The sequence below is a fragment of the Pseudomonas sp. GW821-FHT01A09 genome, assembly GCF_058986725.1.
On the sequence record NZ_JBYSWB010000025.1, the window covers coordinates 25,857 to 38,583 of the forward strand.

Genomic DNA, 12,727 nt, shown 5'->3' on the forward strand with positions numbered 1-12,727 from the left:
CAACGCTATCAATGCGTCTGACCTGCCAAGTCGGGGGCAAGCCCCCCCGCTACAGGTACTCATTGTTGATTTGCACAGGTAACCCTTCCCCATGGCTGCATGCCGGCGCCTGCTGACCCTTTCCCTCCTCCTGCTGGCCTGCCTGCTCTGCCTGACGCCTGCTCAGGCCGCTGGTTTGCCGAGTCTGCTGGGGAGTTCGCAAAAAACCCAACCCCAGGCCACCGAGCCGCTGGCCCAGTCTCTGGATGAGGTGATCAAGGGTCTGGAAAACGATCAGCAACGTACACAATTGCTGGCCGACCTGAAAAAACTGCGCGACAGCACGCTCAAGGCGCAACCGCCTGCAGAGCAAGGCGTACTGGGCTTGATCGGCACGACCTTGCATCAGATCGAACAGCAATTCTCGGGCGATGAAAGCCCGTTCTTGCGCTGGGGTGACGAAATCACCCTGGCCGGCGAAGAACTGCGCGCCCTGGCCTTGCCGCTTTCCGAATGGCCGCCGATCATCGCCGGATTCGTCGTAGTGATCGCCATCTGGAGCCTGCTGGCCTACAGCCTGATCTGGCTCAGCCAGCGCATCCGCCAACGCTTCGGGCTCAGCGCCGAACTGCCGCGCCATCCGCGCACCGTCGACTTGCTGCGCTTCGCCCTGCGCAAGCTGGGGCCATGGCTGGTGGCGCTGCTGATCACCATCTTCGTCGGCTACGCGCTGCCCACCTCGCTGGGCAAGAGCCTGGCCATGGTGCTGGCCTATGCACTGGTGGTCGGCACCTGCTTCTCCGCCACCTGCGTTATCGCCTTCTCCTTGCTCGACGGCCCCCATCGCCATCGCGCGCTGGACATCCTGCGTCACCGCGCCTTTCGCCCGCTGTGGCTGATCGGCAGCTTCGCCGCCTTTGGCGAGGCCTTCAGCGACCCGCGCATGATCGCCACGCTGGGCCTGCACCTAGCGCACAGCGCGGCGACCCTGGCCAACGTCCTGGCGGCGCTGTTCAGCGGCCTGTTCATCCTGCGCTTTCGCCGGCCCGTGGCGCACCTGATCTGCAACCAGAGTCTGGCGCGACGCATGAGCCGGCGAGCACTGACCGACACCATCGAAGTGCTCGGCACCTACTGGTACCTGCCGGCGCTGGTGCTGGTGGCAGTGTCGCTGTTCGCCACGTTCTTTTCCGCCGGCGACGCCAGCACCGCCTTGCGCCAGGCGCTGATCTGCACCGTGCTGCTGGTGCTGTGCATGGTCATCAACGGCCTGGTACGCCGCCACTCGTTGCGCCCGGCCAAGGGCCACAAGCGCCACGCGCTCTACTCCGAGCGCTTGAAGGGCTTTAGCTACACGCTGGCACACCTGGTCATCTGGCTGATCTTCATCGAGCTCGGGCTGCGGGTGTGGGGGCTGTCGATCATTCGCTTCTCCGAAGGCGATGGCCATGACGTCAGCGTGCGTCTGTTCAGCCTGGCCGGCACTTTGATCCTCGCCTGGCTGGTGTGGATTCTCGCCGACACGGGCATTCACGCCGCTCTCACCCGCTCGCGCAAAGGCCTGGCCAACACCCGCGCGCAGACCATGATGCCGCTGATTCGCAACGTGCTGTTCGTGGCGATCCTGATCATCGCCGCCATCGTCGCCCTGGCCAACATGGGCATGAACGTCACGCCGCTGCTGGCCGGTGCCGGGGTCATTGGCCTGGCGATCGGCTTCGGTGCGCAATCGCTGGTGGCGGATTTGATCACCGGGCTGTTCATCATCATCGAAGACTCGCTGGCCATCGACGATTACGTGGATGTCGGCGGTCACCTGGGTACCGTCGAAGGCTTGACCATCCGCACCGTGCGCCTGCGCGACATCGACGGCATCGTGCATACCATCCCGTTCAGCGAGATCAAGAGCATCAAGAACTACTCGCGCGAATTCGGCTACGCCATCTTTCGCGTGGCGGTGCCGCACAGCATGGGCATCGACGACGCGATCAAGATGATGCGCGACGTCGCCCAGAAGATGCGCAGCGACCCTCTGCAGCGGCGCAATATCTGGTCGCCGCTGGAGTTTCAGGGTGTCGAGAGTTTCGAGTCCGGCACGGCGATCCTGCGGGCGCGCTTCAAGACCGCGCCGATCAAGCAGTGGGAAGTGTCGCGGGCGTTCAATTTGGCGCTCAAACGCCAGCTGGATGCCGACGGCCTGGACCTGGCGACTCCGCGCTTGAGCGTGCAGGTGGTGACGACGGCGAGTGGTGAAACGGTGAAGGACAGTGATCAACCGGGGCAATAGTTGTATCGATGCGACGGGCCTCTTCGCGGGCAAGCCTTGCTCCCACAGCTGTACGACTCAGGTACAGCCAACCCTGTAGGAGCAGAGCTTGCTCCCACAGCTGTACGACGCAAGTGCAGACAACCCTGTGGGAGCAGAGCTTGCTCGCGAAGAGGCCGGTAGCCTCATCCCACCTCGACCCGCACCCGAATGGCGTCATGGCGCCAGTACTCGACATCGCAATCGATCACCCGGCCCTGGCGATCCTCGTTGATGCGCAGGATGCGCAAGCCAGGGCTGCCCTCGGAGACTTTGAGGGCAGCGGCGGCCTCTGCGTATAGCGCCGTGGGCGCCATCTCGAACCGCACTCGACCGTATTCGATGCCGTAGTGGCGGGCGTAGAGTTCGGTCAGCGGCAGGCTCAGGTCGTGCTCGAGAATATCCGGAAAATACTGCCCGTCGAGATGATGCTCGACGTACAGCACCAGGCGCCCATCGATGCGCCGCGCACGGCTGATGCGTACCACGCTGGACAGCGGCGCCAGCCCCAGGCAGTCGCAGACCATGGCCGGTGCCGGTACCCGCTGGGCAGCCAGCAACTGCGTCGATGGCTCACGCCCCTGGGCCCGCACCATTGCATGGAAGTGGCTGCGCTCGACCAGATCGTAATCGAGGCGCGGCGGCGAGATGAACCAGCCCCGGCGTTCTTCGCGATAGATCAGCCCGCGCGCCTCCAACTGCACCAGCGCCTCGCGCAGGGTAATGCGCGTGGTGTCGAAGACCTCGCTGAGCTTGCGTTCGGCCGGTAGCTTGCAGCCCGAGGAGAGCAGGCCGTGCTCGATCTGCTCCTGCAACGCCTGGCAGATGGCGGTGACCGCTCGAGGTGCACTCGCGCCCATTGCTGCTCCTTTCTGGTCTAGTCCAACGCGCTGAAATGGCCTTCACTCTAAACGCCAATGAAGGGCGAGACTAGGCGCAATGCATGAACGGCAGATGACAAGTTCGCTCACACATCCCTCGCCGGTTTGCCCAAAGCCTTGCAGATAGCGGCTTGAATCATGGTCTACGCTAGTTCCAGAAGCGCATCGACTGCGGGGTGATACACCCACAGACATAAAAACGTCATCGCTGAGGCCTACATTGGCTCGGGTATTGCTGACCTAGACCAAACGCTTCGTCTCAGTCGTCTTAAAACGACGTCCTTCAAGGAGTTTCGGATGAAAAAGCTGTTCCTCGCCTCACTGCTGGGTTCGACCATCGCTTTATCCAACCTCGCCCTGGCCGCCGATTCGGATGTGGCGGCGCTCGAAGCCGCCGCCAAGGCCGAAGGTGCCGTCAACAGCGTCGGCATGCCTGATAACTGGGCCAACTGGAAAGGCACCTGGGACGACCTGGCCAGCAAGTACGGCCTCAAGCACATGGACACGGACATGAGCTCGGCCCAGGAAGTGGCCAAGTTCGATGCCGAGAAAGACAACGCCAGCGCCGACATCGGCGACGTAGGTGCCGCCTTCGGCCCCATCGCCACTGCCAAGGGAGTAACCCAACCGTACAAGCCCACCACCTGGGCGCAAGTGCCTGACTGGGCCAAGGACAAGGACGGCCACTGGGCGCTGGCCTACACCGGCACCATCGCGTTCATCATCAACAAGCAACTGGTCAAGGAAGGCGACGAGCCCCACAGCTGGGCCGATCTGAGCAAAGGCAAATACAAGGTCGCCATCGGTGACGTCAGCACCGCCGCCCAGGCCGCCAATGGCGTGCTCTCGGCAGCGCTGGCCCGCGGTGGTGACGAAACCAATCTGGCGCCTGGCCTGCAACTGTTCACCGAGCTCGCCAAACAGGGCCGCCTGTCGCTGGCCAACCCGACCATCCAGACGCTGGAAAAAGGTGAGATCGAAGTGGGTGTGGTCTGGGACTTCAACGGCCTGAGCTACCGCGAGAAGATCGATCCCAAGCGCTTCGATGTGTTGATCCCGTCTGACGGTTCGGTGATTTCCGGCTACACCACCATCATCAACAAATACGCCAAGCATCCCAACGCCGCCAAGCTGGCCCGCGAGTACATCTTCAGCGATGCCGGGCAGATCAACCTGGCGCGCGGTAACGCTCGGCCGATTCGCGCCGAGCACATCACCCTGCCGGATGACGTGAAGGCCAAGCTGCTGCCCAACGAGCAGTACAAGAACGTCAAACCGATCAAGAACCCCGATGCCTGGGAGAAGAGCTCCAAGGCCCTGCCGCAACAGTGGAACGAGCAAGTGATCATCGAGATGCAGCAGTAAACGCTGCCCTCCTGAGCCTGATGCAGGCCTGCGCAAGCGGGCCCCTTCCTCGTGGTGCGGGCATGACGCCCGCACCGATAGCGCAATCGGCGGACGCAGGATCAGCGTCTGCCGTCGGTGTTTTTCGGGAACCGCCCCATGCCGCACAAAGTCATTCTGGTTCTACTCGACGGCCTCAACTACAGCGTGGCCGAGCACGCAATGGGTCATCTGCAGGCCTATGTCGGCAGCAGCAAGGCGGCGCTCTACAAGCTGCAATGTGAATTACCCGCCCTGTCGCGACCACTGTACGAATGCATCCTTACCGGCGTGCCGCCCATCGACAGCGGGATCGTGCACAACCAGGTGTCGCGTCTGTCCGTCGAGCAGAGCGTGTTTCACTACGCTCGCGCGGCCGGTTTGAGCACGGCGGCAGCGGCCTATCACTGGGTCAGCGAACTCTACAACCGCACGCCCTTCGTTGCCGCGCGCGATCGCCATACCGATGCACCGGACTTGCCCATCCAGCATGGCCACTTCTATTACGCCGACCACTATCCGGACTCACACCTGTTTGCCGATGGCGAAAGCCTGCGCCTGCGCCACCACCCGGATCTGCTGTTGATTCACCCCATGAACATCGATGACGCTGGTCATCGCCATGGTCTGGACAGCGCCCAATACCGTAACAGAGCGCGCACCGCCGACGTGCTCCTGGCCGACTACCTGCGCACTTGGCTGGACAGCGGCTATCAGGTCTTGATTACCGCCGACCACGGCATGAACAACGATCGCTCGCACAACGGCCTGCTGCCCGAAGAACGGGAAGTGCCGCTGTTCGTTCTGGGCAGCGCCTTCAGCCTCGACCCGGCGGCCCGGCCGCTGCAGACCGAGCTGTGCGGCACCGTCTGCCAGTTGCTCGGCATCGCCCACGACAAACCTTATTGCCGGGAGCTACTCAAGTGACTGCCCTCCGAGGTAAATGGCTGGCACTGCTGTGCCTGCTGCCCTTCGCTGTCTTCTTCATCATCTTCCAGATCGCGCCGCTGGTATGGGTGGCCATCCACAGCCTGCAGATCGACAGCGGCTGGAGCCTGGACAACTTCACCAAGGCTTTCACCTCGCGCTTCTACCGCCAGGCCATGCAGTTCAGTCTGGAGATCAGTCTGTACTCCAGCGTGTTCGGTCTGCTGATCGCGCTGATCGGTAGCTACTCGCTTGGCCGGGTCGATTCGCGGCTGCGCAATTTCGTCAATTCGTTCGCCAACATGACCAGCAACTTCGCCGGCGTGCCCCTGGCGTTCGCGTTCATCATCCTGCTGGGGTTCAATGGCGCGATCACCATGCTGCTCAAGCAGAGCGGGCTGATCAGCGACTTCAACCTGTACTCCAAGACCGGCCTGATCATCACCTACACCTACTTCCAGATTCCGCTGGGGGTGTTGCTGCTTTACCCGGCCTTCGACGCGCTGCGCGAAGACTGGCGTGAATCCGCCGCGCTGCTGGGCGCCAGCGACTGGCAGTACTGGCGCCATATCGGCCTCCCCGTCCTCACCCCGGCGCTGCTCGGGACCTTCGTGATTCTGCTGGCCAACGCTTTGGGCGCCTACGCCACGGTGTATGCCCTGACGACCGGCAACTTCAACGTGTTGCCGATCCGCATCGCGGCCATGGTGGCCGGCGACATTTCCCTGGACCCGAACCTGGCCAGCGCCCTGGCGATCATCCTGGTCGGGATGATGACCCTGGTCACCGTGGTCCACCAATGGATCCTGCGCAGGAGCTACCATGTCGCGCGTTGAAACCACTAGCGCCGGCCTCTATCACCGCGTGGTGGTGTGGCTGCTGTTTCTCATTCTGGTGCTGCCACTGGCCGGGACCTTCCTCTATTCCATCGCCACCCAGTGGTCGGCAACTCTGCTGCCCAGCGGCTTGACCTTCGACTGGTACCGGCAACTCTGGGCCGATCCGCGCTTCCTGTATGCGTTCGGCCATTCGCTGATCGTCTGCGTCGGTGCGCTGCTCCTGGCCACGGTGCTGATCCTGCCGCTGCTGTTCGTGGTGCATTACCACTTCCCCAGGCTCGACGGCGTGATGAACGTGTTGATCCTGCTGCCGTTCGCGGTGCCGCCGGTGGTGTCCTCGGTGGGCTTGCTGCAGCTCTATGGCTCCGGCCCGCTGGCGATGACCGGCACGCCGTGGATCCTGATCGGCTGCTACTTCACCGTGGCGCTGCCGTTCATGTACCGGGCGATCACCAACAACCTGCAGGCCATCAACCTGCGCGACCTGATGGACGCAGCCCATCTGCTCGGTGCCAGCACCTGGCAGGCGGCACTGTTCGTGGTGCTGCCGAATCTGCGCAAGGGCCTGATGATCGCCTTGCTGCTGTCGTTCTCGTTCCTGTTCGGCGAGTTCGTGTTCGCCAACCTGCTGGTCGGCACGCAATACGAAACCCTGCAGGTGTACCTCAACAACATGCGCAACAGCAGCGGGCACTTCAACAGCGCGCTGGTGATCTCGTATTTCTTCTTCGTGCTGGTGCTCACCTGGGTGGCCACCCTTCTGAACAAGGACAAAGACCAATGAGCTTCGTCAAGGTCGAGAACCTGCAAAAGCAATTCACCGACACCCCGGTGTTCAAGGACATCAACTTCACCATCGAGCAAGGCGAGTTCATCACCCTGCTGGGCCCCTCGGGTTGCGGCAAGTCCACCCTGCTGCGCTGCATCGCCGGCCTGACCGCAGTGGACAGCGGCAAGATCCTCCTGCAAGGCCGCGATCTGGTGCCCCTGAGCCCGCAGCAGCGCGACATCGGCATGGTGTTCCAGAGCTACGCGCTGTTCCCCAACATGACGGTGCAGCAGAACGTCGCCTTCGGCCTGCGCATGAAGAAGGTCAAGGGCGAAGAAAGCGCCCGCCGAGTGGCTGAAGTGCTGAAGCTGGTCGAGCTCGATACCTTCGCCAATCGCTACCCGCATCAATTGTCCGGCGGCCAGAACCAGCGTGTCGCTCTGGCGCGCTCGCTGGTCACCCGCCCCAGCCTGCTGCTGCTCGACGAGCCGCTGTCGGCCCTGGACGCGCGGATCCGCAAGCACTTGCGCGAACAGATCCGCGCCATCCAGCAGGAACTCGGGCTGACGACGATCTTCGTCACTCACGATCAGGAAGAAGCGCTGGTGATGTCCGACCGGATCTTCTTGATGAACAAGGGCAATATCGTTCAGAGCGGCGATGCGCAGAGCCTCTATACCGCCCCGGCGGATGCCTTCGCGGCGGGCTTCATCGGCAACTACAACCTGCTCGATGCCGATACCGCCAGCCGCTTGCTGCAGCGCCCGGTGCACACCCGCCTGGCGATCCGCCCGGAGGCCATCGCCTTGAGCGCCGACGGTGCCCAGGACGGCGAGATCCGTGGTCACAGCCTGCTGGGCAACGTCATCCGCTACCGCGTCGAGGCCCGTGGCGTGGAGTTGCTGGTGGACGTGCTGAACCGCTCGGCGGCTGATCTGTACCCCAACGGCCAGCGAGTCAGCCTGACTATCGCCCCGCAGGCGCTGTGTGAGGTAGCCTGACCGCTCCCCGCCTTTTAGCGAACTCTCCCGGCACTCGCGCCGGCACACTGATCAGAGACACAGGAGCATTGCGGCAATGGCCTTAGCGATTTTCGACCTGGACGAAACCCTCATCCATGGCGACTGCGCCACCTTGTGGAGCGAGCAGATGGGGCGCCTGGGTTGGGTCGATCCCGTACCCTTCATGCAGCGCAACAACGAATTGATGGACGCCTACGCCCGCGGCGAACTGGCCATGGAAGAGTTCATGGCCTTCACCCTGGAGCCCATGGCCGGACGCACGCCGGAAGAGGTGGAGTATCTGGTCGAGCCGTGGGTGGAGGACGTGATCGAGCCGATCATTTTCAGCGAAGGCACGCGCACCATCGCTGCGCACCGGGCCAAGGGCGATCGCATCCTGATCATCTCGGCATCGGGCACCCATCTGGTCAAGCCGATCGCCGCGCGCATCGGCGTCGAGGATGTGCTGGGCATCGAATTGCAAGTCACCCACGGCGTCTACAGCGGCCTCACCGAGGGCGTGCTGACCTACCGAGAGGGCAAGGTGACGCGCCTCAAACAGTGGCTGCACGACGAAGGCGAGACGCTGGAAGGTGCGAGCTTCTATTCCGATTCGCGCAACGATCTGCCGCTGCTGCTGCAAGTTGCCTATCCCCACGTGATCAACCCCGATCCGGCACTGCTGGCCCATGCCGAACAGGCCGGTTGGCCAATCCATCGCTGGAGCTGATCCAACTGGGGAAATACCACTGTAGCGAGGGGGCTTGCCCCCGAAAAATTGTGTGAGCGGCATTGCTGTGACTGATACATCTATCGGGGGCAAGCCCCCTCGCTACAGGTTGCAGAGTGATTGGGGGCAAAAATCGCCGGTGTCATCCAGAGTGATTGCGGGCGAAGGTTCGTCGGCGTCATCCAGAGTGATTGCGGGCGAAGGTTTCGCTGCCCATGGCTTCGATCTGGCCTTCAATCAAACGCTCGAACGGCGCCAGCAAGGGCGTGAAGGACTGCGGCGCTTCGAGGGCGTCGAGCGCCTGGGTGATCGCCTCCAGGGTCGATAACGCCCCAGGAGCCGGCGCCTTGCGCAGCCGATAGCGGGAGGTGGCACCCGGCGCCAGGGTCACCCGCGGCAAGCCTGCCAGCAGCGGGTTGAGGTGCAGCAGTTTGCGCGCCTTGCGCCAGGTACCATCCGGGACCACCAGCAGCCAGGGTTGCTCGTCATCGCCATAGCGGCTGATCGTCTCGGCCTGCTCGCCGGGGAACAATAGCCGGGCCTGATACCCGGGCTGGTTCAGCCAGGCAGCCAAGTCCTCGAACACCTCGCCCACTTGCAGTTGCCCGTGCTGCAAGCCCAAAGCCGCCAGCCGCGCGGTGTTCAGCGCGTGGTCGACCTCGCTGGGGTGCTGCAGGATCAATACTCGCGTGCGGCTCGGCAGGCTGGGAATCAAGGCACAGAGGCAATGGCTTTGCGGGCGCAGGCAGCGTTCGCAGCGGGGTCGGGACATAGGGGGGCGGCGCTCTTGAACAGTGCCGGGATTATAGGGCGTTCTTCTGTAGCGAGGGGGCTTGCCCCCGATCTGCTTTGCCAACCCTGCGCAAGCGTACCGGCTGGCCGGGTTTCGGGGGCAAGCCCCCTCGCTACAGACACATTTGCCAATAATTCGTCCGGCGCTACCGTCGGCGCAAAAAGCGCTAGAATGCCCGCCTGACCGTCATTACCCCTTTGAGGTGAACCCATGAGTTCGTCCACCCCCAACACTGCCAAGCTCGACCGTATCCTCGCTGACGCCAAGCGCGACAAAGAGATGGGCTACCGCGACAAGGCGCTGAAAATGTACCCCCACGTGTGCGGCCGTTGCTCGCGGGAGTTCGCTGGCAAGCGCTTGAGCGAGCTGACCGTCCATCACCGCGATCACAACCACGACAACAATCCTCAGGATGGCAGCAACTGGGAGCTGCTGTGCCTGTTCTGCCACGACAACGAACACTCGCGCTATACCGACCAGCAATATTTCGCCGACGGCTCGCTGCAGTCGCCGAAAACCGCCAAGGTCACCCACAACCCCTTCGCCGCCCTCGCCGATCTGATGAAAAAAGACGCGAACTGACCGCCGCGCGCCCCCCCCGCAGCGCTCGGCATCCCGTCGGCAAGGGCTTATACTTCGCGTTTTTTTGGCAGAAGGTCACAGACACGTGGCGAACAAACGTTACAGCTGCATTGGTCTGTTCAACCCCAAATCGCCGGAAAACGTCGGCTCGGTGATGCGCGCGGCTGGCTGCTATGGGGTCAACTCGGTGTTCTATACCGGCAAACGCTATGAGCGTGCCCGGGACTTCGTCACCGACACCAAGCGGGTGCATTACGACATCCCGCTGATCGGCATCGACGACCTGCAAAAGATCATCCCGCTGGGCTGCACGCCAGTGGCCGTGGAGCTGGTGGACGGCGCCCGACCGTTGCCGGAATACACCCACCCGGATCGCGCCATCTACATTTTCGGCCCGGAAGACGGCAGCCTCGACCAGAGCGTACGCGACTGGTGCGAAGACACCATCTACATCCCCACCACCGGTTGCATGAACCTCGCAGCGACGGTCAACGTAGTGCTCTATGACCGCCTGGCCAAGGGCCTGAATACCCGCTCGGGGCCAAAATTCAAGTAACTCGATGGAACAGCAGCCGGGTTTGGCAGTCAGCTTAGTATCCGCCCCCATCTGGAGGCTTCGATCTGGAGAGTGATCATGAGCGACAGCAAAACCCTGAATCTGGTTAAAAGTACTCCGTTTGAACCGGCCCCCGAGCACAACGTTCAGGGCTGGGAACGTGCCGGCTCGCTGCTGGTGGGTGTCGCTTCGGTGGTCAAGGGTGTGCGTCGTGGTGGCGTGTTCGGCCTGATCCAGCTGGCAATCGGCGGCGCAGCCCTGGCGCGCGGCTTTACCGGCCACAGCCGCATCAAAAGCGTATTCGAGAAGGGCCGTGAAGACATGGACAGCGTTCGCACGCAGATCGAACGTGCCGGCGCGCAGCTGTCGAAACTCAAGGACAACGCCGTGGCCGCGACCGAGTCGGCCACTGTGACCGGCAACGATTCGCTGAAATCGCCCAAGGCTTGATTTTATTGTTGCTGCGAGGGGCCATCAGCCGCCCCTCGATTCCCTCGTACCCGCTTTATCCCGCCCGAAAGATCAGGTAATCCTCCCAGTCGTCTTCCGGCACGCTGCCCTCGGGCTGCATGCGCCCCGACTGCGAGATCCGCTGCTTGTGCACTTGCTCGCGATCACCGCACACCAGGTGATGCCAGAGCGGCAAGTCCTTGCGCTCGCTGACCAGACGATAGCCACAGGTCGGCGGCAGCCATTTGAACTCGTCGGCCTGGCCCGGGGTGAGCTGGATGCAGTCAGGCACGAAGGCTTTGCGTTGCGGGTAGTTGGTGCACTGGCAGGTTTTCAGGTCGAGCAGTTTGCAGGCGATGCTGGTGTAGTAGACGCTGTGGTCGTCTTCATCTTCGAGCTTTTGCAGGCAGCACAGGCCGCAGCCGTCGCACAGTGACTCCCACTCAGCGGTGTCGAGCTGGTGGAGGGTCTTGCGGATCCAGAAGGGTTCGACTTTTGCGGCCATGGTGCGGTCTCGTTGGGAAGTGTGAAGCGCCAGCCAGTCTATTGCGCGGCGGGCGCAGGTCAAGTAGCAGCGACCGATGGCGTTGCGTACGTGGCTGCCGGCCTCTTCGCGGGCAAGCCCTGCTCCTACAGGTGCACAGCTAGGTCAGTGGGAGCAGGCAAGTAGCAGCGACAGATGGCATTGCGTACGTGGCTAATGGCCTCTTCGCGGGCAAGCCCTGCTCCTACAGGACAAGCAGTTCCAGCGCCTTACACCTGTGGGAGCAGGGCTTGCCCGCGAAGAGGCGTCAAGGTCGGGCACTGTCGGCAGCGAGAGTTACTTGTCAGCCGCGCGCTATCGAAGTAATTTTGCGGACCGGATATTTTCGTACTCATTCATTCCCTCCTTCGCTTCAGGAACGCCCAATGAGCTCTACGCCACGTATCGCCGAACACGAGATCCACGAACACTTCATCAATCGCTGGTCGCCACGTGCCTTCACTGGCGAAGGCATCGACGAGAAGACCTTGCTGAGCTTTTTCGAAGCCGCGCGCTGGTCGCCATCGGCCTACAACTCGCAGCCGTGGCGGTTCCTGTACGCGCGTCGCGACACGCCGAACTGGGAGCGCTTCCTGGGTCTGCTCAACGAATTCAACCGCGGTTGGGCGCAGCACGCCTCGGCACTGGTGATCGTCGTCTCCAAGACCACCTTTACTGCCCCGGGCGCCACTGAAGAGTCGCCAGCCCTGTGGCACACCTTCGACACCGGCGCCGCTTGGGCCCACCTGGCGTTGCAAGCCAGCATCAGCGGCTGGCACACCCATGCCATGGCCGGTTTCGACCAAGACAAGACTCGTGAAGAACTGAAAGTGCCGCAAGGCTACGACCTGCACGCCGCCGTGGCCATCGGCAAGCTGGGCGACAAGTCGACCCTGGCGGAATACCTGCAAGCCCGCGAGACGCCAAGCCCGCGCCTGCCCTTGAGCAAGCTGGCCGCCGAAGGCGACTTCAGCCTGTAACGAACACCTGTAGCGAGGGGGCTTGCCCC

At 62.8% G+C, this 12,727-nt stretch carries 14 protein-coding genes; 11 read left to right on the forward strand and 3 right to left on the reverse strand.

All coding sequences use genetic code 11. The features are described 5' to 3' along the window. Positions 1-91 precede the first annotated feature (91 nt). The gene (locus AC3WJP_RS22835) at positions 92-2,266 is read left to right on the forward strand and encodes a mechanosensitive ion channel family protein (RefSeq protein ID WP_493724177.1); all 2,175 of its coding nucleotides are present in this window, start codon (positions 92-94) and stop codon (positions 2,264-2,266) included. 164 nt (positions 2,267-2,430) lie between these two features. On the opposite strand, the gene AC3WJP_RS22840 is transcribed toward AC3WJP_RS22835, so the two are convergent. Beyond that, positions 2,431-3,144: a UTRA domain-containing protein gene (locus AC3WJP_RS22840; RefSeq protein WP_493724178.1), complete on the reverse strand. Its 714-nt coding sequence runs from the start codon at positions 3,142-3,144 to the stop codon at positions 2,431-2,433. Positions 3,145-3,462: 318 nt separating this feature from the next. Here AC3WJP_RS22840 and AC3WJP_RS22845 point away from each other — a divergent pair, with 318 nt between their 5' ends. From AC3WJP_RS22845 to AC3WJP_RS22870, 6 genes are all read left to right on the forward strand, one after another. Further along, entirely contained in the window at positions 3,463-4,530 is a 1,068-nt protein-coding gene (locus AC3WJP_RS22845) for an ABC transporter substrate-binding protein (protein ID WP_493724179.1), read from the forward strand. Positions 4,531-4,668: 138 nt separating this feature from the next. Continuing rightward, positions 4,669-5,475 carry an alkaline phosphatase family protein gene (locus AC3WJP_RS22850; RefSeq protein WP_493724180.1) on the forward strand — a complete coding sequence of 269 codons (807 nt, stop codon included), beginning with the start codon at positions 4,669-4,671 and terminating at the stop codon, positions 5,473-5,475. Next, positions 5,472-6,311 (forward strand): ABC transporter permease, encoded by an 840-nt coding sequence (locus AC3WJP_RS22855; protein WP_493724181.1) that lies wholly within the window; start codon positions 5,472-5,474, stop codon positions 6,309-6,311. The genes AC3WJP_RS22850 and AC3WJP_RS22855 overlap by 4 nt, the downstream gene beginning before the upstream one ends. Continuing rightward, on the forward strand, positions 6,298-7,098 hold the full coding sequence (locus AC3WJP_RS22860) for an ABC transporter permease (protein ID WP_493724182.1): 801 nt from the start codon (positions 6,298-6,300) through the stop codon (positions 7,096-7,098). Before AC3WJP_RS22855 ends, AC3WJP_RS22860 begins: the two co-directional genes overlap by 14 nt. Then, entirely contained in the window at positions 7,095-8,084 is a 990-nt protein-coding gene (locus tag AC3WJP_RS22865) for an ABC transporter ATP-binding protein (protein ID WP_493724183.1), read from the forward strand. The genes AC3WJP_RS22860 and AC3WJP_RS22865 overlap by 4 nt, the downstream gene beginning before the upstream one ends. Positions 8,085-8,160: 76 nt before the next feature. Continuing rightward, a complete protein-coding gene (locus tag AC3WJP_RS22870) occupies positions 8,161-8,814 on the forward strand; it encodes an HAD family hydrolase (RefSeq protein WP_493724184.1) in 654 nt (217 codons plus the stop codon). Between the two features lie 178 nt (positions 8,815-8,992). On the opposite strand, the gene AC3WJP_RS22875 is transcribed toward AC3WJP_RS22870, so the two are convergent. After that, on the reverse strand, positions 8,993-9,586 hold the full coding sequence (locus AC3WJP_RS22875) for a tRNA-uridine aminocarboxypropyltransferase (RefSeq protein ID WP_493724185.1): 594 nt from the start codon (positions 9,584-9,586) through the stop codon (positions 8,993-8,995). Positions 9,587-9,817: 231 nt separating this feature from the next. Between AC3WJP_RS22875 and AC3WJP_RS22880 the strand changes: the two genes are divergently transcribed. The 3 genes from AC3WJP_RS22880 to AC3WJP_RS22890 all read left to right on the forward strand — a co-directional run bounded on the left by AC3WJP_RS22880 (position 9,818) and on the right by AC3WJP_RS22890 (position 11,195). Beyond that, positions 9,818-10,189: a YajD family HNH nuclease gene (locus AC3WJP_RS22880; RefSeq protein WP_493724186.1), complete on the forward strand. Its 372-nt coding sequence runs from the start codon at positions 9,818-9,820 to the stop codon at positions 10,187-10,189. Positions 10,190-10,274: 85 nt separating this feature from the next. After that, positions 10,275-10,745 carry an RNA methyltransferase gene (locus AC3WJP_RS22885; protein WP_493724187.1) on the forward strand — a complete coding sequence of 157 codons (471 nt, stop codon included), beginning with the start codon at positions 10,275-10,277 and terminating at the stop codon, positions 10,743-10,745. A 78-nt stretch (positions 10,746-10,823) separates the two neighbouring features. Then, a complete protein-coding gene (locus AC3WJP_RS22890; RefSeq protein ID WP_493724188.1) occupies positions 10,824-11,195 on the forward strand; it encodes a YgaP family membrane protein in 372 nt (123 codons plus the stop codon). A 55-nt stretch (positions 11,196-11,250) separates the two neighbouring features. Here the strand turns inward: AC3WJP_RS22890 and AC3WJP_RS22895 are convergent, their stop codons facing one another. Further along, positions 11,251-11,700, reverse strand: coding sequence for a YcgN family cysteine cluster protein (locus AC3WJP_RS22895; protein WP_493724189.1), 450 nt, complete (start codon positions 11,698-11,700; stop codon positions 11,251-11,253). 404 nt (positions 11,701-12,104) lie between these two features. Here AC3WJP_RS22895 and AC3WJP_RS22900 point away from each other — a divergent pair, with 404 nt between their 5' ends. Beyond that, positions 12,105-12,698 carry a nitroreductase family protein gene (locus AC3WJP_RS22900; protein ID WP_493724190.1) on the forward strand — a complete coding sequence of 198 codons (594 nt, stop codon included), beginning with the start codon at positions 12,105-12,107 and terminating at the stop codon, positions 12,696-12,698. Positions 12,699-12,727 lie beyond the last annotated feature (29 nt).

What these genes read in the sequence shown, in the direction of transcription:
- AC3WJP_RS22835 (WP_493724177.1), top strand. Translation starts at nt 92, where the DNA reads ATGGCTGCATGCCGGCGCCTGCTGACCCTTTCCCTCCTCCTGCTGGCC.
- AC3WJP_RS22840 (WP_493724178.1), bottom strand. Translation starts at nt 3,144, where the DNA reads ATGGGCGCGAGTGCACCTCGAGCGGTCACCGCCATCTGCCAGGCGTTG.
- AC3WJP_RS22845 (WP_493724179.1), top strand. Translation starts at nt 3,463, where the DNA reads ATGAAAAAGCTGTTCCTCGCCTCACTGCTGGGTTCGACCATCGCTTTA.
- AC3WJP_RS22850 (WP_493724180.1), top strand. Translation starts at nt 4,669, where the DNA reads ATGCCGCACAAAGTCATTCTGGTTCTACTCGACGGCCTCAACTACAGC.
- AC3WJP_RS22860 (WP_493724182.1), top strand. Translation starts at nt 6,298, where the DNA reads ATGTCGCGCGTTGAAACCACTAGCGCCGGCCTCTATCACCGCGTGGTG.
- AC3WJP_RS22865 (WP_493724183.1), top strand. Translation starts at nt 7,095, where the DNA reads ATGAGCTTCGTCAAGGTCGAGAACCTGCAAAAGCAATTCACCGACACC.
- AC3WJP_RS22870 (WP_493724184.1), top strand. Translation starts at nt 8,161, where the DNA reads ATGGCCTTAGCGATTTTCGACCTGGACGAAACCCTCATCCATGGCGAC.
- AC3WJP_RS22875 (WP_493724185.1), bottom strand. Translation starts at nt 9,586, where the DNA reads ATGTCCCGACCCCGCTGCGAACGCTGCCTGCGCCCGCAAAGCCATTGC.
- AC3WJP_RS22880 (WP_493724186.1), top strand. Translation starts at nt 9,818, where the DNA reads ATGAGTTCGTCCACCCCCAACACTGCCAAGCTCGACCGTATCCTCGCT.
- AC3WJP_RS22890 (WP_493724188.1), top strand. Translation starts at nt 10,824, where the DNA reads ATGAGCGACAGCAAAACCCTGAATCTGGTTAAAAGTACTCCGTTTGAA.
- AC3WJP_RS22895 (WP_493724189.1), bottom strand. Translation starts at nt 11,700, where the DNA reads ATGGCCGCAAAAGTCGAACCCTTCTGGATCCGCAAGACCCTCCACCAG.
- AC3WJP_RS22900 (WP_493724190.1), top strand. Translation starts at nt 12,105, where the DNA reads ATGAGCTCTACGCCACGTATCGCCGAACACGAGATCCACGAACACTTC.